This window comes from Pseudonocardia sp. ZF1, assembly GCF_056835605.1.
Genome location: NZ_JAJNBY010000001.1, coordinates 2,020,674 through 2,047,431, shown reverse-complemented (window position 1 = coordinate 2,047,431; position 26,758 = coordinate 2,020,674). Strand labels below are relative to the sequence as shown.

Sequence of the window (26,758 nt, the reverse complement as noted above, 5' to 3'; positions counted from 1 at the left end):
GTATCGCGGACACCCTCAGCGTAAACTGCGCGGGGCGCGATTCCGGGCACGGTCGGGAACGATTTGTACGGCGACCGGAAAGTACGACGTGACCGCTGCGACCGTAGGATCCGAACTGTGCCGGTCGGGCCGTTACAGGACCTTCGGCCTGCCGAGACAGGAACGGAATACTCTGGCGCGAAGGACCCTGCCGATCCTTTCGTCACCGTTCGGCGCGCTTCCGGGAAAATTGGTCGCACACATGGGTTCCGACCGACCTCTTCGACGCTATCGTTACCCCATGAAAGGTGACGAGAAATCATCGACGGCGTGGCCGGACGATCCGCACGAGTGGCCGACGTTCTCCGATGCGGCATTGCTGCAATGGCTCGACGGTCACGAGATCCGCGACACCGACCTGCTCGACTTCGGTGTGATCACGATGCGGTCCGACGACCGCGTCATCGGCTACAACCGGTACGAGTCCGGTCGGGCCGGTATCCGCGCGGAGCGGGTCCTGGGCCGGGACCTGTTCGTCGACGTCGCGCCGTGCCTGAACAATTTCATGGTCGCCGAGCGGTACCGGACCGACGGCGACCTCGACGAGGAGCTGGACTACGTCTTCACCTTCCGCATGCGTCCGACCCCGGTCCGCCTGCGGCTGCTCGCGGCTGCCGGTGGGCGCCGCCGTTACCTGGCGATCAGGCCGCGATGACCGCGGCCGGCCCGGCGCCCGACGCGGAGACCGAGCTCGAGGACCTGCTGCAGTTCTTCTACCAGTGTCCCGTCGGCCTGGTCGGCGCCCACGACGACGGGCGGGTGCGCCGGGTCAACCCGGCCGCCGTCCGGATGCTCGCCCCCGTACTGCGGCCCGGCGAGGACCTGGACCGGCTCCATCCCGTGCTCGACCGGCTCGCCCCCGGGCTGTCGGCGATGCTGACCACCCGGCCCGACCGGCTCGGGCCGCTGCACCCCGGGACCCGCGTCGTCGTGACTGTCCCGCCGGACGGGGGCTCGCAGGTGGAGCTGCGCTTCGTCCGCGTCGCCGCCGACCACGTCATGGTGGTCACCGCCGACGTCACGGTCGAGCAGCGGCTCGCCCGTCGCACCCTGAAGCTGGCCGCGCGCCTGCGCGACGTCATCGCGGCCACCGAGGCCTACCGGGAGGCCGCGGCCGAGGTCCTCGGCGTCGGGGCCAGCGGAGTGGGCGTCCTGGAGGAGCTGGTCCTGCGCGGCCCGCGCACACCGAGCGCGATCTCCCGCCGGGTGGGGCTGTCCTCCTCCAGCGTCACGGCCGTGGTCGACCAGCTCGAGTCGGCGGGACTCGTCGAGCGGGTCGCCAACCCGGCGGACCGCCGCAGCACGCTGGTGACCCTCGCCCCCGGTGCCTCCGACCGGGTCCGTCCCGTGCTCGACCTGCTCGTCAGCGGCATCGACCGGGTGGCCGAGGGCGCCTCGGCCCACGCCCAGGACGTGGCGGTCACGCTGGAGGCCGTCACCTCGGCGCTGCGCAGCCGCACGGCCGTGCGCGGCGGACAGGTGCCGCGCCCCGTCCGGCCGACGGACGGCTGACGGCCCTCCGCCCGGGTGGGTCGGTGCCGCTGCCGACGCCGTCACCGGACCCGACGGCGCGGGCGGACGGTCCGGACGGCGCGGACCACCGAGTCGAGGTCGGCGTACCGGCCGGAGGGCAGCTCGGCCAGGAGCCGGCGCAGCACACCGGGCGCGCCCCAGGCGTCGGCCTCTGCCAGCACCTGCCAGCGCTGGGCGGGGAACGCCAGCCCGGCCAGCACGGGACCCACGGAGCGGAGCAGGACCTCGGGCGGCTGCGGCGGCACCCGCCGGCCCGACGGCCGCGCCGGGGCCACCGGGGGGCACGGGACAGCGGGCGCACCGTCCGGGAGCTCTCCGGGCACGACGAGGCGCAGCCCATGACCCGTCCCCCGGGCGACCGGCCGGAGGTCGGTCGCGGTCATGCGGCCGCCCCGCCGTCCGGTCCGAACTGCTCACCGGTGCAGGTCGGGTCGTCGCGCAGGTGCCGGTAGCTGCGGCCGGGGCGCAGCAGCGGCCGCCCCGGCTCCGGGTGGGCGGCGACGAGACAGGCCCGGTCCGGGGGGATCGGGGTCCAGCATCGCTCGCACAGACGGATCTCGAGTTCCTTGCGCACGGGCACCTCCGGCCTCGCTCCCCCGCCGGTCGGGAGGACGGTCCCAGGGTGGCCGTCGGACGGGCCCGCCCTCGTGGGCCGGGTGGAGCAGTTCCGCGGGAGATGTCGGCGACGCGGACTACGCGGCTCCGGTGCCTCTCGGGACCGGAGAATCACCGGTCCCGTCGTTCCCCGCCCCGTGTTCCTCCAGGACGGCGGCCAGGACGTCGCGGATCGACACGATCCCCGCGGGGCTCCCGTCCCTGGTGGCCAGCAGGTGCCGGATGCCCGCCTCGAGCATCACCTCGGCCGCCGTCGTGACCGCGGCGGAGACGTCCACCGTGACGATCTCGGTCGTCATCGCGTCCTCGACGACCGTGTCGTCGGGGTCGAGACCCTCGGCGACCGCCGCCACCAGGTCGCGTTCGGAGACGATGCCGACCGCCGAGCGCCGACGCACGGCGAGCAGGACGCCGATCTCGTCGGCGGCCAGGTCACGGGCGGCGTCGCGCAGGCTCCGGTCCCACTCGACCTCGCCCACCGGGGACCGCAGGACACTGCGGACCGCCGGGCCACGGGGCGGCCCCGTCGTCGTGGCGCTCACCGGGCACCGTCCGCGCGTACGACGGCCAGCGGGCACGGCAGCTCGTAGAGCAGCGCCTGGCTCGTCGAGCCGTGCAGCAGCCCGGTCAGTCCGGCCCGCCCCGACGACCCGACGACGAGCAGCTGTGCGGTGCCCGCCCGGGCCAGCAGCGCCGCCCGCGCGGGACCGTGCGCCACGATCCGGCGGACGGGGACGTCGGGGTACTTCTCGGTCCAGCCGGCGAGGGCCTCGGCCAGTACGCGTTCCTGCGCCTGCTCCGCCTCGACGCGGCCGAACCCGCCCCCGCGGTCGTCCACCCGGTCCCCGCCCGCGTCCTGCCAGGCGTGCACGGCGACGAGCGCGGCCCCCGTGGCCGCGGCGTGGTCGAAGGCGAAGGCGAGGGCGGCCTCGCTGAGTTCGGAACCGTCCACCCCGACCACGACCGCACCGGCGGTCCGGGTGGGACCGCGGCGGGGCGGGACGGCCACCACCGGGCAGGGCGCCGACGCCGTCAGGGCCGCGGCCGTGCTCCATCCGAAGGCCTCCAGGGGCTCACCGGTGTGCGGGGCCAGGACGAGCATCACGGCGTCGCGGCTCTGGTCGCGCAGGACCGCGACCGGGTCCCCGGTCAGTGCCCGGCTCTGCACCTCCACCGCGGGCGCGACGATCCGGGCGTGCTCGGCCGCCGCGCTCACGGCGTCCGCACCGGCCCGGTCGAACCGCCGCCCCTGCGCGTGCAGCAGGCGCAGCGGGAGGTGCCGGCTCCCGGCGGCCACCGCGGCCCAGGTGACCGCGGTGCGGTCGCGCGGTGAGCCGTCGACGCCGACGGCGAGGAAGGATCGGGGTGCACTCATGGTCTCCTCCGTGTGGTCCGGTGTGATCCGGTGTGGTCCGGTGGTGTGGGCCCCGGATGCGGCTGCCCGCGTTCACTGCCGCGCGCGTCCGGTCCAGACCGGCTCCACGCGCGCCCAGTCCTCCTCCCACGCCTGCGCGAAACGCCGGCCGGTCCACCGGTAGAGCCCGGCGCCGAGCCCCAGGACCGTCGCCCCGGCCGTGATCGCGACGAGGACGCCGGCGATGACCGCCGCGGCGACCGCGTCGGCCGTGGTGACCGGCGCCGTCACCAGCCGGTCGTCGGCCGTCGTCCAGACCCGGACCCGGTCGCCCGCGTCGCCGGGCAGCTCCGTGCGGGTGGTACCGGTGTGCGGGAGGCCGTCGTGACCGGTCCACCGGACGGTGGCCGGGTAGGGCTGCCCGGAGACGCGGCTCCCGCTCGCCGCGATGTCGTCCACCAGCACCGCCTCGGTCGCCGTCCGCTGCCGGGCCTCGGCCCGCGCCCGGTCGGTCGTCGCCCCGTGCACGCTCGTGACGACCGCCCAGCACCCGGCCGCCGCCAGCACGAGCAGGACCGCCAGCAGCACGGTGCCGGCGTCCTCCAGGTGCTGGGCCCGCCGGCGGGTCCGGTCCGCCGTGGACACCGTGCGCAGGCCCTTCGCCATCGGGCCACCTCCCCGTGTCGTCCCCGCGGACAGCGTGGTCCGGCGGGAGCACACCGGGCAGGGCCGGGCCGCCCGTCCCGGCGGGGCATCGGACATGGCCGGTACGGGACCTTCGGTACTGCTCCGGGCCGGGCGCGACGGACACCGTGGTGGCACGGCCCCGCGGGGCGGCACCACGAGGAGGACCCCATGATCTCGACCATCGACGGGCTCCCGCCGGGCATCGACGGCGTCCGCGTGTCCGGCACCGTCACCCGTGCCGACTACGACGACGTCGTCGCACCGCTGGTCGCGGCGGCGGCGGCCACCGGTCGACGGCTGCGGGTGGTCGCGGTGCTCGACGACTCCTTCACCGGCATCACCCCCGACGCGGTGTGGGAGGACCTCGAGCTCGGCATGCGCGCGCTGCCGCTGTTCGACGGGTGCGCGGTCGTCAGCGACCGGGAGTCCGTCCGGATCGCCTGCCGCGTCGCGGCCGTCGTGGCGCCGTACTCGCTGGCGGTGTTCCCCGAGGCGCAGCAGGACAGCGCCGTGAGCTGGCTGGTGGGCCTGCCGGCCGCCGGGTTCGCGATCGACCTGCGCCCGGACGACGGCATCGCGGTCGTACGCGTCGACCGCCCGCTGCGGGCCGCCGACTTCGACCGGCTGACCCGGGAGATCGAGTCCTGGAGCGCCGCCCACGGCGAGCTCGGCGGGCTGGTGCTGGTGGCGCCCTCGTTCCCGGGCTGGGAGAACATCGAGGGCATGGTCCGGCACCTCACGTTCCTGCTGCGGGAGCACCGGCGCGTGCACCGGATCGCGCTCGCCGTCGACGGACTGCTCCCCACCGTGGCCCCGGCCCTGGCCGGAGCGGTGCTGCACCCGGCCGTGAAGCACTTCGCCCACCGCGACGTCGAGGCCGCGATCGCCTGGGCGGCTGCCGGGCAGCCGGCCGCGGTGGAGTCCTGACACCCGGTGAGCACCGAGCCGGCCGGGATCCGGGAGACCCACACCGGTCTGGTCGTCCTCGCCGGGGACCGGGCGTACAAGGTGAAGAAGGCGGTGCGGACGCCGTACTGCGACTTCGGCAGCGCCGCGCTCCGGCGGCGGGCGCTGGCCCGCGAGCTGGAGCTCAACCGGCGCTTCGCACCCGACGTCTACCTGGGTCTCGGGAGCTTCCGGTCACCGGACGGCGCCACCCCGGAGCCCGTCCTGGTCATGCGGCGGATGCCGGCGGACCGGAGCCTGACCGCGGCGCTGTCGTGCGCCGGCCCGGACGAGCGCGACGAGCTGGTCCGCTCGGTGGCCCGCGCGGTGGCCGACGCCCACCGGCGCGCACCGCGCGGCGACCCCGGCCGGGCCGGGCCGGCAGCGCTCGCGGCGCGCTGGTCGGCCAACCTCACCGAGCTCGGTGAGCTCACCGCCGACCGGGCGGTACGGGATCGGCTGGCCCCGATGCGGACGCTGGCCCGGGACTACCTGGCCGGGCGCACCGAGCTGTTCGGGCTCCGCGAGACCCGGGTGGTCGACGGGCACGGGGACCTGCTCGCCGACGACGTGTACTGCCTCGACGACGGCCCGCGGCTGCTGGACTGCCTCGACTTCGACGACGACCTGCGCCAGGTCGACGTGCTCGACGACGTGGCGACCCTGGCCATGGACCTCGACCACCACGGCATGCCCGGGGCGGCCCGGGCACTCGTCGACGGGTACCGGCGGTGCACCGGCGACGACGCACCGGACTCGCTGCTCCACCACTTCGTGGCCTACCGGGCCGTCGTCCGCGCCAAGGTCGCGGCGCTGCGGGGCCGCCAGGGCGCCGCCGGCGCGGCCGCCGAGGTCGACGCGCTGTCGGCGCTCGGGCTGCGCGGGCTGCAGGCGGGTGCGGTGCGGCTGGCCCTGGTCGGTGGGCCGCCCGGCAGCGGCAAGACCACCCTCGCCGGGGCACTGGCCGCGGCGACCGGCGCCCGGCGGCTGTCGAGCGACCTGATCCGCGACGACCTCGACCGCGGCCGTCCCGGCGACGGTGCCCGCCCGGGCAGCGGCACCGGTGACGACGGCACCGGGGGCGGCACCGTCAGCCGCGGCACCGTGAGCCACGGCACCGGCGGTTACGGCACCGGCCGGTACACACCCGAGCGGGTCGCGGCGGTCTACACCGCCCTGCTCGACGCGGCCGGTCCGCTGCTGGGGCGGGGCGAGTCGGTGGTCCTCGACGCGTCGTGGACCACCGCGGAGCACCGGCTCGCCGCCCGCGCGCTCGCCGCGCGGCACCACGCCGTGTGCGTGGAGCTGCGGTGCGCGGTGGACCCCCGCACCGCCGACGCCCGGATCGCGGCCCGCGGGCCGTCGCCGTCGGACGCCGACGCCACGGTCGCCGCCCGGATGCGGGCCGCCGCCGCCCCGTGGCCGGAGGCGGTCCGGATCGACACCGCGGGCGGCCCCGGCGCCGCGGCCGGAGCTGCCCTGTCGGCGGCCCTGTCGGCGTGGTCCGCGGGCGTCGGGTGCTGAGGGGCCGCGGAGCGGGACACCTCGGCCCCGTCGCCGGGGCGCTCAGCCGCGCAGCCGTATCCGGGCGTCGACCGCCGTCGCCCCCACCCCGCCCCCGCCGTCGGGTCGCAGGACCAGCGGGTTGATCTCCGCCTCCACCACCCGCGGGACGGTCCGCACCAGCCAGCCCCACCGCAGCAGCACGTCGCGGACCGCGGCGCGGCCCTGCGCGGCCAGCCGCGGCCCGAGCGCGGAGTCGGCGACGGCGCCGTCGGCGTCGTCGGGGGAGGCGACGGCGAGCAGGTGGCTCCGTCCGCCGACGGCGTCGGTGGCGCTCCCCCCGGGGCCCACCGTGAGCACCGGTCCGACGACGGCGTCGACGGTCGCTCCGACCAGGACCTCGTCGCCGCCGGACACCATGGGCTGGACCAGGACCCCGCGCAGGGTGTCACCGAACCGGGCCGCGAACCGCCCGACCGCCGCGCGGACCCCCTCCTCGGAGTCCACGTCCAGCACGACACCGCCGGCCGCGGCCTTGTGCAGCAGACCGGTGGCCTCGGCCTTGAGCGCGACCGGTCCCCCGGCGGCCCGCCACCGCTGCACCGCCCCGTCCGCGGTGCGCACCCGCGCCACCGGCGCCGCGGGGATCCCCGCGGCGCCGAGCAGCTCCAGGACCCCGAGCGGGTCGAGCCAGCCCTCGCCGGCTCCCGCGACGGCGGCGTGGGCCCGGGTGGTGTCGGTCCGGAGCAGGGCCGGGACCGGGTCCGCGGCGTGCCGGAGCCAGTGTCCGCGGCGCACCCCGGCAGCGACCGCCGCGGCGGCGGAGGTCACGTCGTCGTGGACCGGGACCCGGTCACGCGGGCGGGAGCCGCCCGGCGCCACGACCACGACCGGCACGGGCTCCCCCGCGGCGTCGCCGATCTCCGCGAGCGGGTCCCCCAGGTCGGTGGGCACCCCGGTGACGACCACGGCGTCCACTCCCGGGTCGTGGGCGACGACGGTGACGGCGCGGGCGAAGGCCCGGGCCCCGACCACGGCGGTCGTGTCGACCGGGCCGCCAACGGCCGCGGTCGCGGGCAGGATGCCGGCCAGCGCGAACCGGGTGCCGGCCTCCATCCGGGCGACCTGCAGCCCGGCGTCGGTGCACGCGTCGGCGGCGAGCACGCCCAGGCCGCCCGCGTTGCTGACGATCCCGACCCGGGGCCCCGCGGGCAGCGGCGCGCTCTGCAGGGTGGCGAGCATCTGGACGGCCTCGCGCGGGTCGCGGGCGAGCAGCAGCCCGGCCTGCCGGTACAGCGCGTCGCGGGCGGTGCGCGGGGTCGCCGTGGCCGCGGTGTGGGACGCCGCGGCCCGCCGCCCGGCGTCGCTGCTCCCCGACGGGATCACCACGACCGGCATCGTGCGCGCGGCCCGCCGCGCGACGGCGGCGAACTCGTGCGGACGCCGGGCGGATTCCAGGTAGAGCACGGCGCCCCGGGTGCGGCCGTCGTGCGCCCACCAGGCGAGCAGGTCGTCGGCCGCGACGTCCAGGGCGTCGCCGGTGCTGACCAGCGAGCTGATCCCGAGTCCCGCGGCGGCCAGCTCGTGGCCCAGCGCGACGGCGATCCCGCCGGACTGGGCGGCCACGCCGATCTCCCCCGCCGGGGCGGTGGCGGCGAACGTGGCGTCGAGGGCGACCCCGGGGGCGGTGTCGACCAGGCCCAGGCAGTTGGGGCCCACGAGACGCATCCGGTGGTGTGCGCAGACCGCGGCGAGCCGGCCGGCGTCGGCGCCGGTGACGCCGGAGGTGAGCACGAGCAGCGCGCCGACCCCGGCCCGGCCGCAGTCCTCGGCGACCGGCACGACGGCGTCGGCCGGGACGCAGAGGACGGCCAGGTCCGGCACGGTGCCGAGCTCGCCGACGGTGCCCGCCCACGGCAGGTCCGGGGCCGGCGTCCCGCGCGGGTTCACCACCGCGAGCGGCCCGCCGAACCCGCCGCGCCGGATCCGGTCCAGCACGGCCCGGCCGACCGTGCCCGGCCGGCGTGAGGCCCCGACGACCGCGACCGAGGCCGGGGCGAGCACCGGGGTCAGCGAGATCGCCGACGCCGCGGAGACCCGGGACCAGTGCGGGTCGTCCGACAGCGGGGTGGGGTCGCCCGTCTCCAGCCGGACGTGGGTGACGGGCCCGTCCGGACGGGTCCGCAGCGGGCGCCCGAGGTCGGTCAGCACCCGCATCATGGGGGCGTTGTCGGAGGCCACCTCCCCGGTCAGCGTGGCGAGACCGGCCGCGGTCGCGGCCCCGGCGAGTGCCTCCATCAGCAGGGTCCCGGCACCGCGGTGGCGCGCCGCGGGGGCGACCAGGACGGCGAACTCGGCGGTGGAGCCGTCCGGGACGGGCACGTAGTGGGCGACGCCGAGCAGCTCCCCCGCCTCGAACACGCCCACCGCGTGACCGGTCGGGGCGAGCACCGAGCGGGCGGTCCGCCGCGGGTCGGCGGCCGAGGCGGACAGGTAGCGGAAGTGCCGGTCGGTCGTGTCGAGACCGGTGTGCAGGGCGGTCACCGCAGGCAGGTCGGACCGGTCCAGCGGCCGGACGACCGCCCGGCGGCCGTCACCCAGCAGGACGTCGTGACCACGGCCGGCGACGGGCTCCGACGGATCCCCCGACCGGGTCGTCGCCGACGCGGGGACGCCCATCAGAACTCCATCACGAGCCGGGCCGGGACCCGCCCGGCGAGGAGGTCGTCGACGGCGGCGTTGACGTCGTCGAGCTTGCGGGTCTCGGTGACCACCCGGGTGCGGCCGCGGGCGTGCAGGTCGAAGACCTCGGCCAGCTCCTCGCGGGTGCCCACGATCGACCCGAGCACGGTCAGCCCGCCCACCACGAGGTCGAAGATCGGCACGGTCAGCGTGCCGTCGGCGGGCAGCGCGACGCACACGAGCCTGCCGCCGCGCCGCAGCGAGCGCAGTGCCTGCCCGAAGGAGTCCGGCGAGGGGGCCAGCGCGACGGCGACGTCGAGCCCGCCCAGGTCGTGGATCGCCTCGACGGGGTCGGTCGTGCGGGCGTCCACCACGGCGTCGGCGCCCAGCCCGGTCGCCAGTGCGAGCTTGGCGTCCTCGACGTCGACGCCGACGACCGAGGCGCCGACCAGCCGGGCGTACTGGACGGCCAGGTGGCCCAGGCCGCCGATGCCGAACACCCCGACCCGTTCGTCGGGGGCGACCCGCGCGTTGCGGATCGCCGCGTAGGTGGTGACCCCGGCGCAGGTCAGCGGAGCGGCTTCGACCGGGGGGATGTCGTCGGGCACCGGCACGGCGAAGCGCTCGTCGACCACCGCGTACTCGGCCCACGCGCCGTCCACCGAGTAGCCGCTGTTGGTCTGGCTCTCGCACAGCGTCTCCCGGCCGCTGACGCAGTAGCGACACCGGCCGCAGGCCGACCCGAGCCACGGGATCGCGACCCGTCGCCCGATCGCCCGGTGGTGGGGACCGTGCACCGACTCCACGACGGTGCCGATGCCCTCGTGCCCGGGGACGAACGGCGGGCGGGGCGTCACCGGCCAGTCCCCGCGCGCGGCGTGGACGTCGGTGTGGCAGATGCCGCTGGCCTCCATCCGGACCAGGACCTGCCCGGGGCCGGGGACCGGCACCGGGATCTCCCGGATCTCCAGGGGCGCTCCCAGTGCGGGGACGACGGCGGCACGCATCGTGTTCACGGCTGCTCCTCGGTCACCGGCGGCGGGCCGGTGGGGCTGCGGCGGAGGGAACTGAGGTCGCGGCCGACGCTAGGTACGGCGCCGGCCGCGGAGCAGGGCCGGAGGGCGCCCGGCGGCCGGGACCTTCGGCGACGGCGGTGACCGCCGCGACGTGCGGGTCCTCGGGCCGCGGGCACCGGGCCGACCGTCCCTGGTCGTGTCCGCGCCCGCGGGCCACGGTGGGGGCGTCCTGGACACACGAGGGAGGACGTCCGATGAGCAGCACGATCACGCGCCGGGCCGGGGCACTGCCCGGCGCACTCACCGAGATGGAACGGATGGTCGACGACTGGTTCCGCGCGTTCCCCGTGCGGCGCCCGGTGTACGCCGGCCGGCTGCGCGAGGAGGCGGCGATCCGCGTCGACGAGTTCGTCGAGGACGGGGCGCTGGTCGTCCGGGCCGAGCTGCCCGGGGTCGACCCCGCCGCCGACGTCTCGGTCACCGTGGCCGACGGCCTGCTGACCGTACGGGCGGAGCGGGGCGGCGAGGAGGAGCGGTCCGAGGACGGCTACCGGAGGCGCGAGCTGTGGCGCGGCACCATGTCGCGCGTGCTCCAGCTGCCCGAGGGTGTGGTCGCCGACGACATCGCGGCGAGCTACACCGACGGCATCCTGGAGATCAGGGTGCCGATGCCCGAACCGCCCGCACCGGCCGAGGCGACGATGATCCCGATCAGTACCGGCTGACCCGGAGCGGTCACGGCACGGCGGCCGGGGCCGGGTCCACGACCCGGTCCCGGCCGCCGTCATGCCTGCGGGAGGGGGCCGGGGGCGGCGTCGCCGACGGTCAGCCGGTGGAACGTCGCCGACTCCGGCGCCGGGTCCCGTCGTCGCGACGCCCGCCCGGCCCGCACGACGGGGCACCCGGCGGGCGGGCGCGCGGGCCACGACGCGTACCGGGCCAGCACGACGAGCCCGGCGGTCCTCGCCTCGTCCCTCAGCACCCGGTCCCAGCCGTCCCTGCGCAGCTCGGCCTCGAGGTCCACCTCGCCGGTCTCGACCGCGATCTCGTCGGTGACCGCGTCGAGCAGGCGCCGCGCCATCGCCGTCCGGGCGGCCCCGTTCGGCGGACCGCCGACCGCCCGGCGTGGCGGCGGGACCACGACGACCAGCCGCAGGTCCCGCCCCGACCGGCGGGCGACGTCGGCGGCCCAGCGGACGTCGTCCGGGTCCAGCTCGTCGCGGCCGACGACCACGATCGGTCCCCGCCTCCGGCCCACCGCCGTCACCGCATCCTCCCGGCCGTGCGCCTGTCCGTGAACCGCGCCCACCGCCCCGCGGCCGTGCCGCGGGCCGGGTCGTCGCCGGGTCACCACCCGGCCTCCGGCGATGCGGGGTGCAGGCAGGCGGGCTCCCGCGCCCGCCGCACGGCCCGGTACGCCTCGTCGGTCCCCCAGACGAGCAGGGGCATCGGCAGGAGGCAGGCGAACACCCACGCCGGGGGCGGCGTGGTCCCGAGCAGGGAGTTCGCGACCGGCAGGAAGATCGCGGCCGCGGCGAAGACGAGTTCGGCGGCGAGGGCACCGAGCAGCAGGCGGTTCGTCGTGATGCCCACGGACCGCAGCGAGGCGCGCCGGGTGCGGGCGGCGAACGCCGTACCGACCTGGCAGGCGACGATCGCCGCGAAGGTCGCGGTGGTGGCCTGCCGGTAGGTGGTGTGCAGCGGCGATCCGGGACCGGTCGCGGCACCGGGGGTCCACCCGCCCTGCACGAGGACGGCCAGGAAGAGCCCGGTCGCGAGCACGGCCGCCACCGGGCCCATCAGGCCCCAGGCCCGCAGGAGCATCTCGCCGGTGATGACGTTCTCGCGCCGCGGGCGCGGTGGCCGGTCCATCAGTCCGGGCTCGGCGGGCTCGCGGCTCAGGGCCAGTGCGGGCAGCAGATCCGTGCCGAGGTCGATCGCGAGGATCTGCAGCACGCCGATCGGCAGCGGAATCAGCCCACCGGAGAGCGCGAACGCCAGGAACGGCACGAGCTCGGGCAGCAGGTGGCCGAAGATGTAGACGACGAACTTGCGCACGTTGTCATAGACCCGCCTGCCCTCCTCGACCCCGGCGACGACGGTCGCGAAGTCGTCGTCGGTCAGCACCAGCGTCGCGGCCTCGCGGGCCACCTCGGTCCCGGACCGGCCCATGGCGACGCCGATGTCGGCGTGCCGCAGTGCGGGCGCGTCGTTCACCCCGTCCCCGGTCATCGCCACGACCTCGCCGCGGGCACGCAGCGCGTCGGCGATGCGCAGCTTGGCCTCCGGCACGGCGCGCGCCACCACCACCTCGCCGGAGCCGGCGAAGAACCGCTCCAGCTCGGGTTCGGTCATGGCGTCCAGGACCGGGCCGTCCACGACCCGGTCGGCGCCGATGCCCACCCGGCGGGCGATCTCGGCGGCCGTGCGCCCGTCGTCGCCGCTGACGACGTGCACCCGGATGCCCGCGTGGTGGCACGACGCGACGGCGGCGGGCGCCTCCGGGCGCGGCGGGTCCAGCAGGCCGACGAGCCCGAGCAGGGTCAGGCCGCTCTCCGCGGCGTCACGCGCGGCGGGGTCGGCGGCGGCGGCGGGGTCGGCGGCGGCGGGGTCGGCCGCGGCGGGGTCGGCGGCGGGGTCGCGGCGGGCCACGGCGAGGACCCGCAGACCCCGCACGGCCATGTCGGCGACCGCCTCCTCGACCGCGGCCCGCCGGTCGGCGGGCAGCACGCAGCGCGCCAGCACCGCGCCGGGGGCGCCCTTGACGTGCAGCACCGGCCCGTCCGGGCCGGGGTCCAGGGTGGACATCAGCATCCGGTGCGGGTCGAAGGCGTGGAGGACCAGCCGTTCGGCGTCGCGCACCCCGGCGTCCACGCCGGCACCGGCGGCCGCCGCCCCCTCCAGCAGGGCGAGCTCGGTCGGGTCCCCCGCGCCGGTGCGCGGGTCGGCCGTGCTGCAGCGCGCCAGCGCCGTCCAGAACGCGGGCCCGGGCGGCGACGCCTCGGGGCCCGGACCGCGGACGTCGACCACCCGCATGGTGCCGGTCGTGAGCGTGCCGGTCTTGTCCGTGCAGATCACCGTGGTCGAGCCGAGGGTCTCCACCGCGGAGAGCCGTTTCACCAGCGCACCGCGGTCGGCCATGGAGCGGACCCCGACGGCCAGCGCCAGGGTGATCGTCGGCAGCAGCCCCTCGGGCACGTTCGCCACGATCAGGCCGACCGCGAGCACCAGGGCCTCGGTGAGCGAGAGCCCGGCCACCACGCCGAGCGGGACGAACGCGACACCGACCCCGACGGCGACCGCCGCGATCAGCCGGGCGACACGGCGGACCTGCCGTTCGAGCGGGCTCTCGTCGGTCGGCCGGGTTCCGGCGAGCGCCGCGATCCGGCCGATCTCGGTGTGCGCCCCGGTGGCGTGCACGACGGCCTCGGCCGCGCCGGCGACGCACCCGGTCCCGCTGAACACCAGGACCGGCGAGTCCAGCGCCCTCGCCGCGGTGTCGGGTGCCGAGGCGTCGCGGACGACGGGGACCGACTCCCCGGTCAGCGCCGACGCGTCGATCTGCAGGCCGCCCGACAGCAGCCGGGCGTCGGCGGGCACCCGGTCACCCTCGGCCAGCAGCATCACGTCGCCGGGCACCAGCTCCGCGGCGGGGACGCTCCGAACCGTCCCGTCACGGCGGACCCGGGCGTGCGGGGGCAGGTAGCGGCCCAGCGCCTCGACGGCCCGGCCCGCGTGGCGCTCCTGCAGGAACGCGAACCCGGCGTTGAGCACGACCACCACCAGGATCGCCGTGCCCAGTTGCGCGGTGCCGGCGACGACGGCGAGCACCGCAGCCACCAGCAGCAGCACCGCCAGCGGGTGGGTCAGCTGCCGTCGCAGTGCCCGCCAGATCGACCGGGCCTCCGCCCGGGCCGGGGTGTTCGGCCCGAACCGGGCGAGCCGCCGCGCCGCGTCGCGCCCGGAGAGCCCGGCCGGTCCGGACCGCAGGTCCCGCAGGAGCCGGGCCGCGGGCTCCCGGGGGTCCGGGACGCCCCCTGCGGGCGGGTGGTCGGCGGGCCCGCCGGTCCCGGGGGCGGGGCCGGCCGGCCGGTACCGGGTGTCGGTCACCGGGGAGTGTCCGTGGCCGCCCCCGCTCCCGTCGCGCCGAGCAGGACCGCCGCCCGGCGCGGGGTGACCACGACGACCGGGCAGCCGGCCCGGCGGACGCACGCGGCGCTGACCGAGCCCAGCACGGCACGGCCCAGCGGTCCGTGCCCGTGGCTGCCCACGACGAGCATGGCGGCCTCCGCCGACTGCGCCACGAGCTCACCGACGACGACACCCTCGAGCAGCTCGCCCTCCACCCGCACCCCCTCGGGCACCGGGATCTCCGCCAGGTCGCTCTCCAGCGCACGTTCCTCGTCCTCACGGACGACCGACCGCACCACGAACACCGGCGCCGGCGGCGCGAACAGCGGCGCCGGGTCCCACACCCGCACCGCCCGTACCCACCGGCCGCTGCGGGCGGCCTCGGCGACCGCCCAGGCGAGCGCCGCCCGGCCGCCCTGCGACCCGTCGGTGCCGACGACGATCTCGTCGTCCCGCACCGTCCTCTCCTGCTCCATGACGCCCTCCTCGTGACGAGGGGCCCAGCGTCCGCGCCCCGGGCCGGCGCCGCGCCGGGCGAACGTCCTGCGGAACCGGGGCCGTCCGGTCCCGCCGCGCCCGGCGTGGCCACGCGGGACCAACGGCCCGCCGGTCGCGGGGCCTTCGCGGGTGGGCCCGGCCGCCGTCCCCCGGCAGGGTCGCCGAGGACCTCCGCAGCCTCCCGGCACGCCGGCGACGACCGCCGGGGCCGTGCTCCGGCGGCCGTGACCGACGACCCGAGGAGAAGCCGTGCACGTACAGATCGTGGTGGAGTCGCTGTTCGGCACCACGCGCGCCGTGGCCGAGGCCGTCGCCGACGGCCTGCTCGCCCGGGGGTGCGACGTCGACGTCGACCCGCCCACCCCCTCGACACCGCTGCGGCCGGGTGAGCTGCTCGTGGTGCTGGGTCCGACGCACGCGTTCGGCATGACCCGGCCCGCGACGCGCGAGGACGCCGTCCGGCAGGGCGCCACCGCTCCCCCGTCGGACGGGATCCGTGAGTGGCTCGACCGGTTGCCCGACGCCGGCCCGGACGCACCGGCGACCGTCTGCGCCGACACCCGGGTCTCGCGATGGGTGCCGGGGTCGGCGGCCCACGCCGCGGCGCGGGTGCTGGGCCGCCGCGGCTACCGTTCCGCAGGCGCCCCCCGGTCGTTCCTGGTGCGCGGCAACGGACCGCTGCGGCCCGGCGAGCTGGAGCGCGCCCGCGAGTGGGGGGCCGCGCTGCTGCCGGCGACGACCCGTGCGGACGGCGCCCGGTGAGCGGGCGGCCGGTGGTCGTCGGCGTCATCGGGGCACCGTCGTCGCACGCGACGGCCCGATGGGCGGCCCGAGAGGCCCTGGCGCGCCACCGGGTGCTGCGGATCGTGCACGCCGCGGACTACGACACCGGCGACGTGCCGGCCTGGCACCGGCACGCCCGCCTGGTGCTGTCGCGTGCGGCGGCGACCGCCCGCGGTGCCGCCCCCGGGGTGGTGCTGGAGACCGTGCTCGTCGAGCAGCCGCCCGTCGCTGCGCTGGAGGCCGAGGCTCTCGGCGCCGAGTTGCTGGTGCTCGGGGCGGTCGGCTCGGGGCACCCGGCGGACGGACCGGCCGATCCGGTCCTGCGCCGGGTCCTGGACCGGGTGCGGGTGCCGGTCGCCGTCGTCCACGCCTCGACGGCCGAGGGCACCGGCCCGGTCGTGGTCGGTCTGGAGTACCCGCGCACCGACGCGGAGCTGCTGCACGACGCCCACGCCTGCGCCCGCCGCCGCGGCGGCGTGCTGCGGATCGTGCACGCGCTGCGCCCGGGGCACGGCTCCGCTCCGGCCGTCACCGCGGTGTTCGCCGAACTCGCCCGGCACTGGGACGAGCGCTCGGACGCGGTGGACGTCGAGCTCGAGGTCGTCGACGACCGTCCCCTGCCGGCGCTGCTCCGGGCCGCCGAGCACGCCGGCCTGCTGGTCGTCGGGGCACGGCCGCACGTGGGCGGGCTGCTCCGGCGTTCCACCCCGGAGGAGCTGGCGTGTCTGGCCGCGTGCCCGGTGCTGGTGCGCCCCGTCGGGCCGGCGCCCGGTCGCGACGCTCAGGGGGCCAGCACCGCGGACAGTGCGCGCCGGGGGGTGGCGGGCAGCTCGCGCTCGTCGACCGGGTAGCCGAGCCGCACGATCAGCTGCGGGTGGGCGTCGACGTGCAGGACGTCGCGGGCCAGCACCGACCGCGTCGCCGACAGCTCGAGCGCCTGGCTCAGCGGCGCGGTCGCCAGGCCCGCACGCACCGCGGTGAGCAGCACGGCGCTGGTCGCCTCGCCCGCCCGCAGCCGGTCCTCGGGTCCGTCGCCGCGGGTGCAGAGCACGGCGAGCACGCCCCCGTCGGCCGGTCCCGCCGTCGAGCCGGTCAGCCGGCCGGCCGGGAAGGCCCGGTTGGGACCGGTCCCGCGCGGGGCGGGCCGGGTCGGCCGGGCCCATGCGGGGACCCCGTCGTGCGCGCCGGCGTAGCGGTGCGACCAGGTCATCAGCTCGGCCAGGTAGCCGGGGCGGCAGCGCTGCTGGTCGGCCGCGCGCGCCAGGACGGTGTCGAGCTCGGCCCGCCGGGCCTGCCCGGCCACCGGCAGCAGCAGCGCGCCGTGGCGCCGCGCGGCCGCCGTCACCGTCTCCAGCACGGCGGCGGGCACCGGGCGGTCGTCGTAGCGCCGCCGGTCGGTGCGCCGGCGCTGCAACGCGGGCCACAGGTCCGCCTCGGCGGCGTCGGCGGGACCGTCGACGGCCGTGACCACGGCGAGCAGGTCCGTGTCCTCCGGGTCGGGCAGGCGCACCGTGCGCACCCCCGTCCCGGCCGCGGCGAGTGCGACGTGCAGGTGGTGCAGGCAGGCCCCGCAGCTGACGAGCAGGTCGCGGCGGTCCGGGTCGGTCTCGTACAGCCGCCGCAGGGGGTCGGCGGACAGGGCGGCCTCGGCCGCGCCCACCCGCCAGCGCCAGGGCTGGCTGTTGTGCAGCGAGGGGGCCCGCAGGGCCCAGCCGACGGCGTCGAGCATCGTCGGGCCGGGCCCGTCCGGGCGGTCCGGGACGTCCATCGGGCCGGGTCAGCTCGTCAGGTGCGCCCGCGCGCCGGTGGACTGCTCGATGTCGAACACCGTGGACTCGAACAGCCGGTGCTGCAGGTCGGCCAGCGCCCGGGCGACGGCCAGCTCCGCCCCGATCTCCGGGACCTCCCGGTCCCGCGGGTGCCGATGGGCCTCACCGGTGCCCACCAGCCGGGTGTCGTCGCGCGTGGTCAGCCGGGCGGTCGCCCGCGTCCGGCCCGGCTCCTCGCTGATGTCGATCGTGACCGTCCACTGCTCGGCGTAGCTCATCGGGGTCTCCTCCTCCACGGCCGGAACTCGACGACCGGCCTCCACCACGGTGTCGGGACGCGGCCCCGGGGCCCAGGGCCGTGCGCCCCGCCCGCGGGGGGCCACAGGCCCCGGGCCGGCTCCCCCTCCGGTGCCCCGGGCCGGGCGCGCAGCCGCACCGACCCCCCGGGACGCAGGATCCGCCGCGTCGTGCCGCACCGCACCGTGATCGGGTCGCCGGGGCCGCACGCCGCGCGGACCAGCACCTCGCGGCCGCGCACCCGGACGTCGACCACGAGGTCGCGGTAGCGGATCTCGAAGGACAGCCGGCCGGAGTCGCGCGGCCAGTGCGGGTTGAACCACAGGGCGCCGTCGCGCACCTCGACCCCGGCGAAGCAGCGCTGGAGCAGGTCGACCGACCCGGCCATCGCGCCGAGGTGCACGCCCTCGGCGGTGGTGCCGCCCTGGACGTCGGCGAGGTCGCTGCGCACGGCCCGCCGGAAGTGGTCGAGGGCGTCCTCGCGGTGCGCGCGGGCCAGCACCCAGGCGTGCACCAGGGAGCTGAGCGTGGACCCGTGCACGGTGCGGGCGAGGTGGTGGTCGATCGTGCGCCGGACGGCGTCGGCCGGGAGCCGGTAGCCCAGCCCGTGCAGCAGCTCACGCAGCTCGTCGGTGGACAGCAGGTAGAACAGCATGAGTACGTCGGCCTGCTTGGTGACCTGGTAGTCGTCGACCGACCGGCCCTCGGCCTCCAGGATGCGGTCCAGCCGCTGCAGGTCGCCGTAGCGGCGGCGGTAGTGCTCCCAGTCCAGCTCGGGCAGCGCGCTCGCGCCCTCGAACTGCTCCAGCACGCCGTCGGCGCGGATCGGGACGTAGGACCGCCGGGTGCGGTCCGCCCAGGACCGCAGCTCCCGGTCGGTGAGGCCGAGCTGTTCGAGCAGCTCGTCGCGGCGCCGGACCGGGATCAGGTCGAGGCACTCGCGGGCCCGCCGCCAGAGCCACACCGCCATCACCGTGGTGTAGGTGTTGTCGTCGACGCCGGGGCGGTCGGCACCCGGGTAGCGGGTGGAGAACTCGTCGGGCCCCATCACCCCGCGGATGCGGTAGCGGCCCCGCTCCGGGTCGAGCTCCGACAGCTCCGCGAGGTAGCGCGCCACCTCCAGCATCACCTCCGCGCCGTGCGCGGCCAGGAAGTCGCGGTCACCGGTCGCCTGCACGTAGTGCCACACGTTGTAGGCCACGGCCAGGCCGACGTGCTTCTGCAGGGCGCTGACGTCGGGCAGCCAGCGGCCCGACAGCGGGTTGAGGTGCAGGCTCTGGCTCTCCTCGCGGCCGTCGCTGCCGGACTGCCACGGGAACATGGCGCCCCGCCGGCCGGTCGCCCGGGCGGCCCGGCGGGCGGCGTCGAGTCGGCGGACCCGGTAGTGCAGCAGGGCCCGGGTCACCTCGGGCATCCGCAGGGTCAGCACCGGGAGCACGAACAGCTCGTCCCAGAACACGTGGCCGCGGTAGGCCTCGCCGTGCAGGCCCCGTGCGGGCACACCGGCGTCGACGTCGAGGGCGTGCAGGGACACGGCCTGGAGCACGTGGAACAACCCCAGCCGCAGGTCGCGCGCGGTGTCCGGGGCGTCGGGCACACCGGTGCCCGCCAGGTCGAAGCGGAACCGCCGCCACACGTGCCGCCAGCTCACGGCCTGCTCCTCGAGCAGCGCGGGGACGTCGGGGGCGTCGGTGAGCAGGTCGAGCGCGGTGGTCGCCGGGTCGGCGATGGCGACGTCACGGGAGGTCACCAGCGTCACGACGGTCTCGACCCGGACGGCGGACCCGCGGGGCACGTCGAGCACGTGGTCGTACCCGACGGCGTCGCCGGTGCGCACCACGGACGCGGCGGCGCTGTCCGGCCGGACGCGCGTCCGGGCCGCGACCGCGACACGGACGTCGGACCGGGAGGTCCGCGTCGTCAGCAGCACGGTCCCGGGCCGGGGTGCGTCGACCCGCTCGGTGTGCAGGTGGTGCGCGGCCAGGCCCCGGTACCGCGCGACGCCGGTGTTGCCGACCGCCCCGTCGATCCGGGAGCGGACGCGCAGCCGCCCCGACCAGTTCTCCGCGACGACGGTGGTCTCGGTCGCGGCGACGTGCCTGCGGGTGCGGTGGACCAGGCGCCGCTCGTGCAGTGCGGTGCGCCTGCCCTCGGCGTCGACGTAGCGGACGAGCCGGGTCAGCACGCCGTGGCGCAGGTCGAGCAGGGCCCGGTTCTCCAGCAGCGCGGCGGGGGCGAACGGGTCGACGTCGGTCCCGTCCGGTCCGGCCCGCAGCCACGTCCAGTCCGGCAGGGCGACCATGCTCTCGTTCTCCACGACCCGGTCGCCGAGGGTGTCGACGAGCCGGTTGTAGACGCCCGCGGCGTAGGTGCCCGGGTAGTGCGGGCCGCCGGCGGAGGCCGCGGCGGCCGCCCCGCGGACCGCCTGGTAGCCGTTGCCGAGCGTGCACAGCGCCTCCCGCCGGCCCTCGTCGGCCGGGTCGAAGCCGTGGAAGCAGACCGACCAGCCGTCGCCCGTCGGCCCGCAGGCGGGGCAGTCGGTCGCCACCGGCGACTCAGTGCGCACCGCGGCGCGCGGCGTCGAGGAGCAGCCGTCGTTCGGCCGCGCCGAGCGCCCGCCGCACCGCGCCGACGGCGTCCGGGTCGACCGAGACCGCCGTGATCCCTGCCTCGACGAGGTGCCGGACGAATGCGGGGTCGCGGCTGGGTGCCTGGCCGCACAGCGAGCTGGGCACGCCCGACAGGGCCGCGAGCTCCACGATCGCCGTGATCGCGGCCAGCACCGCCGGGTCGGACTCGTCGTAGAGCTCGGCGAGCCGCTCGGAGTCCCGGTCGACGCCGAGGACGAGCTGGGTGAGGTCGTTGCTGCCGATCGACACGCCGTCGATCCCGGCCGCGACGTACTCGGGCAGCCAGTGCACGACCGACGGCACCTCGGCGGTCAGCCACCGCTGCAGGAGCCGGTCGCGGCCCGTCTCGGCGCCGTCGACGACGTCGAGCACCGCGGCGAGCTCCCAGCGGGTCCGCACGAACGGCAGCATGAGGTGGACGTTCGGGCAGCGCTCCCTGACCCGGGCGAGCATCCGCAGCTCGAGCCGGAACAGCTCCGGCTCCCGCAGGTAGCGGTAGGCGCCGCGGAAGCCGATCATCGGGTTCCGTTCGACCGGCTCGTGGTCGGCGCCGCCGGTGAGCAGGCGGAACTCGTTGCTGCGCAGGTCGGCCGCCCGGTAGAGGACCGGCCGTGGACGGAACGCCTCGCCGACCTCCCCGACGGCCCCGGCCATCGCGGTGACGAACTCCTCGGCGTCGCCCGCGGCGATCATCGCGAGCGGGTGGCGGCCGCGCAGCGCGTCGGTCAGCGCGATCTCGGCGCGCAGCAGCCCGACGCCGTCGACGGGGAGGGCGGCGGCGCGCCGCGCCGCCTGCGGGGTCGCCACGTTCACGTGCACCTCGGTGGCGAGCGGCTCCGGCGGGGCCGCAGCGGCGTGGCGGGCGACGGCGGCCGTGGCCGGCCGGGCCGTGCCGGCCGACACCGCGCCGGCCGACACCGTGCCGGTGCCCCCGTCGACGGTGACCAGGCGGCCTGGGGTGATGTCGGTGGTGGCCGTCCGGCTGCCGACCACGCAGGGGATGCCCAGCTCGCGGGCGACGATGGCGGCGTGGCAGGTGACGCCCCCGTGGTCGGTCACCACCGCGGCCGCGCGGCGCAGCGTCGGCAGCCAGTCCGGGTCGGTCCGCGGGGCGACGAGGACGTCGCCGGTCGTCAGCTGCGCCCCGTCCGCCGGTGAGGACAGGATCCGCGCGGGACCGCTGCGGCGACCCGGTGCCGCCGCGACGCCGGTGACCAGGACGGCGCCGGCGGCCGCCCGGCCCCCGGCGCCGTGGTTGCCGGTCCCGGGAGTGGTGGTCACCGGGCGGGCCTGCACCAGGTAGAGGGTGTCGCCCTCCAGTGCCCACTCGACGTCCTGCGGGGCGCCGAAGTGCTCCTGCACCCGCTGCGCGAGCCGGGCCACCGCGGCCGCCTGTTCCGGGGTCAGGACGCGGGCCGACGCCCGGTCCGGGTCGAGGGCGACGGAGCGGTCGTGGCCGTCGGGTCCGGGTACGACGGCGTGGGACTGCACCCCGACGTGCTCGAACACCGGCTCCAGGCCGGGCAGCGAGAACACGGAGGTGTCGGGCTCGACGAGGCCCCCGACCACGACCTCGCCCAGCCCCAGCGCGGCCTCGACGACGACCCGGTCGGTACGGCCGGTCACCGGGTCGGCGGTGAACGCCACCCCGGCGCAGTCGGACTCGACCATCCGCTGCACGACGACCGCGACCGCCGGTGGGCCCGTCAGGCCGCGACCGGCGCGGTAGGCGAGCGCGCGCGGTGCGAAAGCCGACGCCCAGCAGTCGACGACGCGACGGTCGAGCTCGTCCTCGCCCCGGACGTGGGTGAAGCTGGAGTGGATCCCGGCGAAGGAGTGCGCCCCGCTGTCCTCACCGATCGCCGACGACCGGACCGCGACCGCAACCGGGCCGGGCCCGTCCGCCAGTGCGGCGTAGGCGCGGTGGATCTCCGCGGCCAGCTCGGGCGGCGGGCCGGCGGCGCGGACGAGCTCCTGCAGGCGCACGCAGTCCGGCCCCGTGTCGTCCCGGGACTCGTCGGCCCCCACCCGCGCCAGCAGCCGGTCGAAGCGCTCGTCCAGGGCGTCCAGCACCCCGCCCACCCGCATCGCCTCGCGGTAGGCGGGGGCCGTCACCACGAAACCGGGCGGGACGGCGAATCCGGCCGCGATCAGGTCGCCGAGACCGGCGGCCTTGCCGCCGACGGTGGCCGCGTCGGCCCGGCCGAGCCCGGCGAGCGGCCGGACGCCCGGCCCGCCGGTCGCGCCGGGCGCGACCCGGGTGCCCTCAGCCGCGGTCACGGCTCGCCATCCCGGCGTGCTCACGCCAGCGCTCCTCGGACTGCAGGGAACCGCGCGCGACCTCGCGCAGCACGTCGTGGCGCGACAGCAGCCCCACGCAGCGCCCACCGGACTCGACGGGGAGCGCCCGCAGGCCGTTCTCCAGCATCCGGGCCACGGTGAGGGCCAGGTCGTCGTCGGGACCGGCGGTGAACGGGTGGTGGGTCATCACGGCGGCGACGACCTCCTCCGGGTCGATCTCCCCCGGGTCGCCGCCGACCGGCACCCGGCCGGCCAGCAGGTCCGACTCGCTGACCACACCGACCACCCGGTCCTCGGCATCGACCACCGGGGACGAGGCGTGGCCCCGGCCCACGAGCACGTGGGCCGCGACCGCGATCGGGGTGTCCGCCCGGACCGTGGTCACCCCGGTCCGCATGACGTCTCGGACGTGCATGGCTGCCTCCTCGTCTCGGTGCACGCGGGCACGGGCCCGCGGCCCACCCAGCCTCTCCGGCACCACCCGCCCCGGCCAGGGCCGGAGTGCTCGGGGCACGGCACCACCGTCCCGACCGCGATGCGGGACCAACGGCCCTGGCAGGACGCGTCGGGCCGGGGTGCGGTGGGCCCTCCGATCCGCCGAGCCGACCGGAGGAGCTCCGTGGCCCCGAGCTGTCCGACCCTGTTCCCGCACGCACCCGCCGCGGTCGTCCCCGCGGCCGTCGCCCGCCTCCGGCCCGAGTTCCCGGGACGGAGGGTCCTCGCCGTCGTCCGCCGGTCGCTGGCCGACCTCGCCGGGGCACCCGTCCCGGCGCTGCCCGAGCTCGTGGAGCGGCTCGCGCGTCAGCGCCTGCTCGACGGGGAGGGCTGACCCTCCGGGACGCCCCGGCCGGTCCGCCGGCGACGTCCACCGTCGAGCCGGACGGCTCCCGGGCGGGTGCCGTCCGGTACCCCGGCCGCGGGACCTACGGGCCTGGTGGCGCCGGGCCGGCGCTGGGCAGGGTCGCACCGTCGCCGGTCGCGGCGGCGGAAGGCGCGCAGCTCCCGGGACCCGGGCCGAGCGGAGGGGACGACGATGTTGAGCGAGGGCGAACGACGGCGGCTGGTCCGGATCGAACACGAGCTGACGGCGGAGGCCCCCCGGCTCGCCCGCCGGCTCCGGAACCCGTCACGCCTGCGGGTGTGGCTGCTCCCGGCGGCGGCCGCGACGCTCGGCCTGGTCGCGGCGGTGGGTCTGCTCGCGCTCGGCCGGCCCGGCGACGCCCTCGTGCTCGGCGCCCTGGGCTGCTGGCCGGTGTACCGCCTGCTGGAGCGCCGACGCGTGTGGCACCGGCTGCGGACCCGGTTCCGGGCCCGCTCCGGCGGTGGGGGGAGCACGTCGCGCAGCACCTGAGCTTCCGCCTACCGGTGCAGGGTGTGGCCGGGCGGGACCCCGTAGACGGCGCGGTAGGCGACGGCGAACCGGCCGGGGTGGCCGAACCCCCAGCGGGCCGCCACCGCGGCGACGGTCGTGCCGTCGGCAGGATCGGCCGCGAGGAGATCCCGGTGGGCGTGGCTCAGCCGGACCTGGCGCAGGTAGGCGGTCGGGGTCTGGTCGCGGTGGCGGCGGAACGCCGCCTGCAGCGCCCGCACCCCGACCCCGGCTCGCTCGGCGATGTCCTCCATGCTGACCGGCTCGTGGGCGTGCGCGTCGAGCAGGGCCATCGCCCGGCGCAGCGCGGCCGGGCCGGTCCGGCCCGGCGGCCGGTGGGGGTCGGCGAGCAGGTCCTGGGCCGTGTTCGGGAACGCGGCGAGCGCGGCCAGCGACAGCTCGTGGATCGCCTGGGCTCTGACCAGGACGTGCTCGGTCAGCCCGTCCGGGCCGAGGAGCACCTGCGCGGCCACCCGGCGCAGGGTCCCGCCCCAGTGACCGGCCAGCACGGGAGACACCGGCTCCGCACCGTGGAAGCGCAGCCCGCCCGGCGCGATCCCGGTGACGTCCGCGGCGACCCGGCCGAGCGTGGTCAGGGCGATGCGCACGAGACGTACCGACTTGTCGGAGGACCGGATGCGGCGGTCGTGCCCGGGGGCCAGCAGGAACGCGTCCCCGGCGGCCAGGCGGCGGGTACTCCGTCCGTCGTCGATCTCGTAGGCACCGGAGACCAGCTGCCCGATGACGACGCTGTCCTCGTCCGGCTCGTAGCCGACGCGGAGCAGGCCACCGTAGTGGATCCGGTCGATGCCGACGGGTCCCAGACCTGCGCCGGTCCCGGCGAGCTCGAACGAGGTCAGGTCGAGGACGAAGCGCCGGGCAGGGCCGGACAGGCGTGGGTGGTGCCCCGTGTAGCCGAGTGCGCGCACCAGCTCCCGGGCCCGGTCGAGGTCGGTGGTGGTGATCGACGTCCGAGCCTGCGACCACCGGTCGCGTCGGTGACGCGGCGCGCTGCGGACCATGCCGTCTCCTCGGTGCACGGAGGCCCGCGACACTGCCGTCCTGCACCCGAGGACGCAAGCGACGTCGTCGCCGGAGGCCGGGACCCGGTTCCCGGACGGCGAACGAACACCGCGGTCCGCCGACCGAAACAGGGCGGGGCAGCGCGCCGCGGTCGGCGGCCCGTACCCGGTTCTGGGGATGCGCGGGCCGCGGACCTCGGGCAGGGTCACTGCCCTCGCGCGCCCGGCAGCCCGGCCCGGCGACGCCGGCGCCCAGTGGCGGGAGGCTCCCGAGCGATGGTCTGTGATCTGCGGGACGCGACCGGCGTCCGGCACCCGACACCCGCCACCGGGTCGCCTCCCGACCGGGCCGGAGGGGTCCCCGACGTGGCCGGGGGCCTCGACCCGGCCGTCGAGCGGGCCGGGGCCCTGACCGCGAACCCGCACGCCCACCTGGTCCCACGGCTGTCCGCGCTCGGGTTCGGGCTCGCCTCCCTGGCGAGCCGGCTCGACGGACGGCACCGGGGCCGCGCGATGGCGCTGGTCCACGAGCTGGACGAGATCGTCCGGGTGGCGCGCGACGGCGCGGTGGGCGCGTCGAGGGCCCGCCCCGGCGGGCTCGAGCTGCTGGGGTACCTGGGCGAGCTCACCGCCCGCGCGGGCGAGGTCGGCGGCGCGCGGGCGCTCTTCTCGGCGGTGGGCCCGGTCGGCTCCGTGCCCGAGCCCGTCTCGGTGCACCTGCGGGCGGTCCTCGTGGAGGCGCTCACGAACGTGGTCCGCCACGCGGGGGCGGGCACGTTGTCGGTGGTGCTCCGGACCGGCGACGAGCTGACGCTGACCGTCGCCGACGACGGCGTCGGGATCCCCGAGAACCCGGCGGGCGGGATCGGGCTGGTCGTGATGGCCGCCCGGGCCCGCGTGCTGGGCGGACGGTTCCACGCCGGCCCCGGCGGCGCCTGCGGGACCGTCGTCCGGTGGCACGTGCCGCTCACCCGGCACGGCGGGTCGAGGACCGGCCCGCAGGCGGACCCGCACGGGCGGCGGGACGGCGGTCCCGTCGCGTGACCTCCGCCCCTGGGGAGCGGGGCGGGCCGGGTCGACACTCGCCGCCCGGGCCGTCGGGACGGCCCCACGACGACGGAGGATCCTCGATGAACGACCACCTGCTCACCGCCGACTCGCCCCGGGCGGACACCTACCGGGTGCGCGTCTCGGGTGTCTTCGACACCGCGGCCGGCGCCCACCTGCTGCGCCAGCTCGACGCGTGGGCCCACCACGTCGACACCCACGGCGGGACGACGCGGACCGTCGTCGCCGACCTCACCGGGGTCACGGCCGCCTCCCTCGCCGGTCTGAAGGCGATCCCGCACGCCGAGCGGACCGTGGGTCGGCGGGGGTGCGTGTTCGGTGTCGTCGGCGCCGACCACCTGCTCGGACGTGTCCCCGCCGCGGCACGGCCGCTGCTCCGGCCGGGCCACGGGGCCCAGGTCCCCGGTCCGGCGTCGCCCCGGCCCGCTTCGGGTACCCGGGGGCCGGTCCCCGCAGCGGGGGCGTGAACCGGGCGGTCCCGTCGCCGTCGGCGCTCCACGGACCGGGACCTCCGGC

27 protein-coding genes are annotated in these 26,758 nt (G+C 77.6%); 11 read left to right on the top strand and 16 right to left on the bottom strand.

From position 1 onward, the window contains the following. Positions 1-280: 280 nt before the first annotated feature. Positions 281-694 (top strand): hypothetical protein, encoded by a 414-nt coding sequence (locus tag ZF1_RS10145; RefSeq protein WP_482637110.1) that lies wholly within the window; start codon positions 281-283, stop codon positions 692-694. Next, positions 691-1,551, top strand: coding sequence for a MarR family winged helix-turn-helix transcriptional regulator (locus ZF1_RS10140; protein WP_482637109.1), 861 nt, complete (start codon positions 691-693; stop codon positions 1,549-1,551). Before ZF1_RS10145 ends, ZF1_RS10140 begins: the two co-directional genes overlap by 4 nt. Positions 1,552-1,592: 41 nt before the next feature. On the opposite strand, the gene ZF1_RS10135 is transcribed toward ZF1_RS10140, so the two are convergent. The 5 genes from ZF1_RS10135 to ZF1_RS10115 form a co-directional block, all read right to left on the bottom strand. Further along, entirely contained in the window at positions 1,593-1,847 is a 255-nt protein-coding gene (locus ZF1_RS10135) for a DUF2795 domain-containing protein (RefSeq protein WP_482637108.1), read from the bottom strand. A gap of 104 nt (positions 1,848-1,951) precedes the next feature. Further along, positions 1,952-2,146, bottom strand: coding sequence for a hypothetical protein (locus ZF1_RS10130; protein ID WP_251784538.1), 195 nt, complete (start codon positions 2,144-2,146; stop codon positions 1,952-1,954). 118 nt (positions 2,147-2,264) lie between these two features. Continuing rightward, positions 2,265-2,729, bottom strand: a complete 465-nt coding sequence (locus ZF1_RS10125) for a CBS domain-containing protein (protein ID WP_482637107.1) — start codon at positions 2,727-2,729, stop codon at positions 2,265-2,267. Beyond that, entirely contained in the window at positions 2,726-3,562 is an 837-nt protein-coding gene (locus ZF1_RS10120) for a universal stress protein (RefSeq protein ID WP_482637106.1), read from the bottom strand. The genes ZF1_RS10125 and ZF1_RS10120 overlap by 4 nt, the downstream gene beginning before the upstream one ends. A gap of 72 nt (positions 3,563-3,634) precedes the next feature. Next, positions 3,635-4,207: an Rv1733c family protein gene (locus ZF1_RS10115; protein ID WP_482637105.1), complete on the bottom strand. Its 573-nt coding sequence runs from the start codon at positions 4,205-4,207 to the stop codon at positions 3,635-3,637. Positions 4,208-4,396: 189 nt separating this feature from the next. On the opposite strand from ZF1_RS10115, the gene ZF1_RS10110 reads away from it, so the two are divergent. Together ZF1_RS10110 and ZF1_RS10105 are read left to right on the top strand one after the other, a co-directional pair. Beyond that, positions 4,397-5,155, top strand: a complete 759-nt coding sequence (locus ZF1_RS10110) for a SpoIIAA family protein (protein WP_482637104.1) — start codon at positions 4,397-4,399, stop codon at positions 5,153-5,155. 6 nt (positions 5,156-5,161) lie between these two features. After that, the gene (locus tag ZF1_RS10105; protein WP_482637103.1) at positions 5,162-6,697 is read left to right on the top strand and encodes a bifunctional aminoglycoside phosphotransferase/ATP-binding protein; all 1,536 of its coding nucleotides are present in this window, start codon (positions 5,162-5,164) and stop codon (positions 6,695-6,697) included. A 42-nt stretch (positions 6,698-6,739) separates the two neighbouring features. Here ZF1_RS10105 and ZF1_RS10100 read toward each other — a convergent pair whose 3' ends face one another. Together ZF1_RS10100 and ZF1_RS10095 are read right to left on the bottom strand one after the other, a co-directional pair. Continuing rightward, complete coding sequence (locus ZF1_RS10100; protein WP_482637102.1) at positions 6,740-9,355, bottom strand: bifunctional acetate--CoA ligase family protein/GNAT family N-acetyltransferase; 2,616 nt, start codon at positions 9,353-9,355, stop codon at positions 6,740-6,742. Further along, the gene (locus tag ZF1_RS10095) at positions 9,355-10,365 is read right to left on the bottom strand and encodes a zinc-dependent alcohol dehydrogenase (protein ID WP_482638690.1); all 1,011 of its coding nucleotides are present in this window, start codon (positions 10,363-10,365) and stop codon (positions 9,355-9,357) included. Before ZF1_RS10095 ends, ZF1_RS10100 begins: the two co-directional genes overlap by 1 nt. A 263-nt stretch (positions 10,366-10,628) precedes the next feature. Between ZF1_RS10095 and ZF1_RS10090 the strand changes: the two genes are divergently transcribed. Next, entirely contained in the window at positions 10,629-11,099 is a 471-nt protein-coding gene (locus tag ZF1_RS10090) for an Hsp20/alpha crystallin family protein (RefSeq protein ID WP_062401829.1), read from the top strand. A gap of 59 nt (positions 11,100-11,158) precedes the next feature. On the opposite strand, the gene ZF1_RS10085 is transcribed toward ZF1_RS10090, so the two are convergent. The 3 genes from ZF1_RS10085 to ZF1_RS10075 all read right to left on the bottom strand — a co-directional run bounded on the left by ZF1_RS10085 (position 11,159) and on the right by ZF1_RS10075 (position 14,981). Then, positions 11,159-11,608, bottom strand: a complete 450-nt coding sequence (locus tag ZF1_RS10085; RefSeq protein ID WP_482637101.1) for a hypothetical protein — start codon at positions 11,606-11,608, stop codon at positions 11,159-11,161. A gap of 113 nt (positions 11,609-11,721) precedes the next feature. Continuing rightward, positions 11,722-14,484 carry a cation-translocating P-type ATPase gene (locus tag ZF1_RS10080; protein WP_482637100.1) on the bottom strand — a complete coding sequence of 921 codons (2,763 nt, stop codon included), beginning with the start codon at positions 14,482-14,484 and terminating at the stop codon, positions 11,722-11,724. Beyond that, positions 14,481-14,981, bottom strand: a complete 501-nt coding sequence (locus ZF1_RS10075) for a universal stress protein (protein WP_062401823.1) — start codon at positions 14,979-14,981, stop codon at positions 14,481-14,483. The genes ZF1_RS10080 and ZF1_RS10075 overlap by 4 nt, the downstream gene beginning before the upstream one ends. A 271-nt stretch (positions 14,982-15,252) precedes the next feature. On the opposite strand from ZF1_RS10075, the gene ZF1_RS10070 reads away from it, so the two are divergent. Next, positions 15,253-15,765: a hypothetical protein gene (locus ZF1_RS10070; RefSeq protein WP_482637099.1), complete on the top strand. Its 513-nt coding sequence runs from the start codon at positions 15,253-15,255 to the stop codon at positions 15,763-15,765. Further along, entirely contained in the window at positions 15,762-16,637 is an 876-nt protein-coding gene (locus ZF1_RS10065; RefSeq protein ID WP_482637098.1) for a universal stress protein, read from the top strand. The genes ZF1_RS10070 and ZF1_RS10065 overlap by 4 nt, the downstream gene beginning before the upstream one ends. Here ZF1_RS10065 and ZF1_RS10060 read toward each other — a convergent pair. Genes ZF1_RS10060 through ZF1_RS10040 form a run of 5 tightly spaced genes read right to left on the bottom strand, consistent with a single transcriptional unit; the run spans position 16,568 to position 23,198 of the window. Then, entirely contained in the window at positions 16,568-17,554 is a 987-nt protein-coding gene (locus ZF1_RS10060; protein ID WP_482637097.1) for an Acg family FMN-binding oxidoreductase, read from the bottom strand. The two genes, ZF1_RS10065 and ZF1_RS10060, sit on opposite strands and share 70 nt — an antisense overlap. Before the next feature lie 9 nt (positions 17,555-17,563). Further along, positions 17,564-17,833 carry a DUF1876 domain-containing protein gene (locus ZF1_RS10055; protein ID WP_482637096.1) on the bottom strand — a complete coding sequence of 90 codons (270 nt, stop codon included), beginning with the start codon at positions 17,831-17,833 and terminating at the stop codon, positions 17,564-17,566. Further along, positions 17,830-20,400, bottom strand: a complete 2,571-nt coding sequence (locus tag ZF1_RS10050) for a glycoside hydrolase family 65 protein (protein ID WP_482637095.1) — start codon at positions 20,398-20,400, stop codon at positions 17,830-17,832. The genes ZF1_RS10055 and ZF1_RS10050 overlap by 4 nt, the downstream gene beginning before the upstream one ends. A 7-nt stretch (positions 20,401-20,407) precedes the next feature. After that, positions 20,408-22,762, bottom strand: coding sequence for a phosphoenolpyruvate synthase (gene ppsA / locus ZF1_RS10045; protein WP_482637094.1), 2,355 nt, complete (start codon positions 22,760-22,762; stop codon positions 20,408-20,410). Then, positions 22,749-23,198 (bottom strand): CBS domain-containing protein, encoded by a 450-nt coding sequence (locus ZF1_RS10040; RefSeq protein WP_062401809.1) that lies wholly within the window; start codon positions 23,196-23,198, stop codon positions 22,749-22,751. Before ZF1_RS10040 ends, ppsA begins: the two co-directional genes overlap by 14 nt. Before the next feature lie 204 nt (positions 23,199-23,402). Here ZF1_RS10040 and ZF1_RS10035 point away from each other — a divergent pair, with 204 nt between their 5' ends. Both ZF1_RS10035 and ZF1_RS10030 read left to right on the top strand, forming a co-directional pair. Continuing rightward, positions 23,403-23,612 (top strand): hypothetical protein, encoded by a 210-nt coding sequence (locus ZF1_RS10035; protein ID WP_482637093.1) that lies wholly within the window; start codon positions 23,403-23,405, stop codon positions 23,610-23,612. A 204-nt stretch (positions 23,613-23,816) separates the two neighbouring features. Continuing rightward, positions 23,817-24,134 (top strand): DUF3040 domain-containing protein, encoded by a 318-nt coding sequence (locus tag ZF1_RS10030; protein ID WP_253069016.1) that lies wholly within the window; start codon positions 23,817-23,819, stop codon positions 24,132-24,134. 8 nt (positions 24,135-24,142) lie between these two features. On the opposite strand, the gene ZF1_RS10025 is transcribed toward ZF1_RS10030, so the two are convergent. Then, complete coding sequence (locus ZF1_RS10025) at positions 24,143-25,174, bottom strand: helix-turn-helix transcriptional regulator (protein WP_482637092.1); 1,032 nt, start codon at positions 25,172-25,174, stop codon at positions 24,143-24,145. 366 nt (positions 25,175-25,540) lie between these two features. Here ZF1_RS10025 and ZF1_RS10020 point away from each other — a divergent pair, with 366 nt between their 5' ends. Both ZF1_RS10020 and ZF1_RS10015 read left to right on the top strand, forming a co-directional pair. After that, positions 25,541-26,218 carry a sensor histidine kinase gene (locus tag ZF1_RS10020; RefSeq protein WP_482637091.1) on the top strand — a complete coding sequence of 226 codons (678 nt, stop codon included), beginning with the start codon at positions 25,541-25,543 and terminating at the stop codon, positions 26,216-26,218. An 86-nt stretch (positions 26,219-26,304) separates the two neighbouring features. Then, positions 26,305-26,709 carry an STAS domain-containing protein gene (locus tag ZF1_RS10015; RefSeq protein ID WP_482637090.1) on the top strand — a complete coding sequence of 135 codons (405 nt, stop codon included), beginning with the start codon at positions 26,305-26,307 and terminating at the stop codon, positions 26,707-26,709. Positions 26,710-26,758 lie beyond the last annotated feature (49 nt).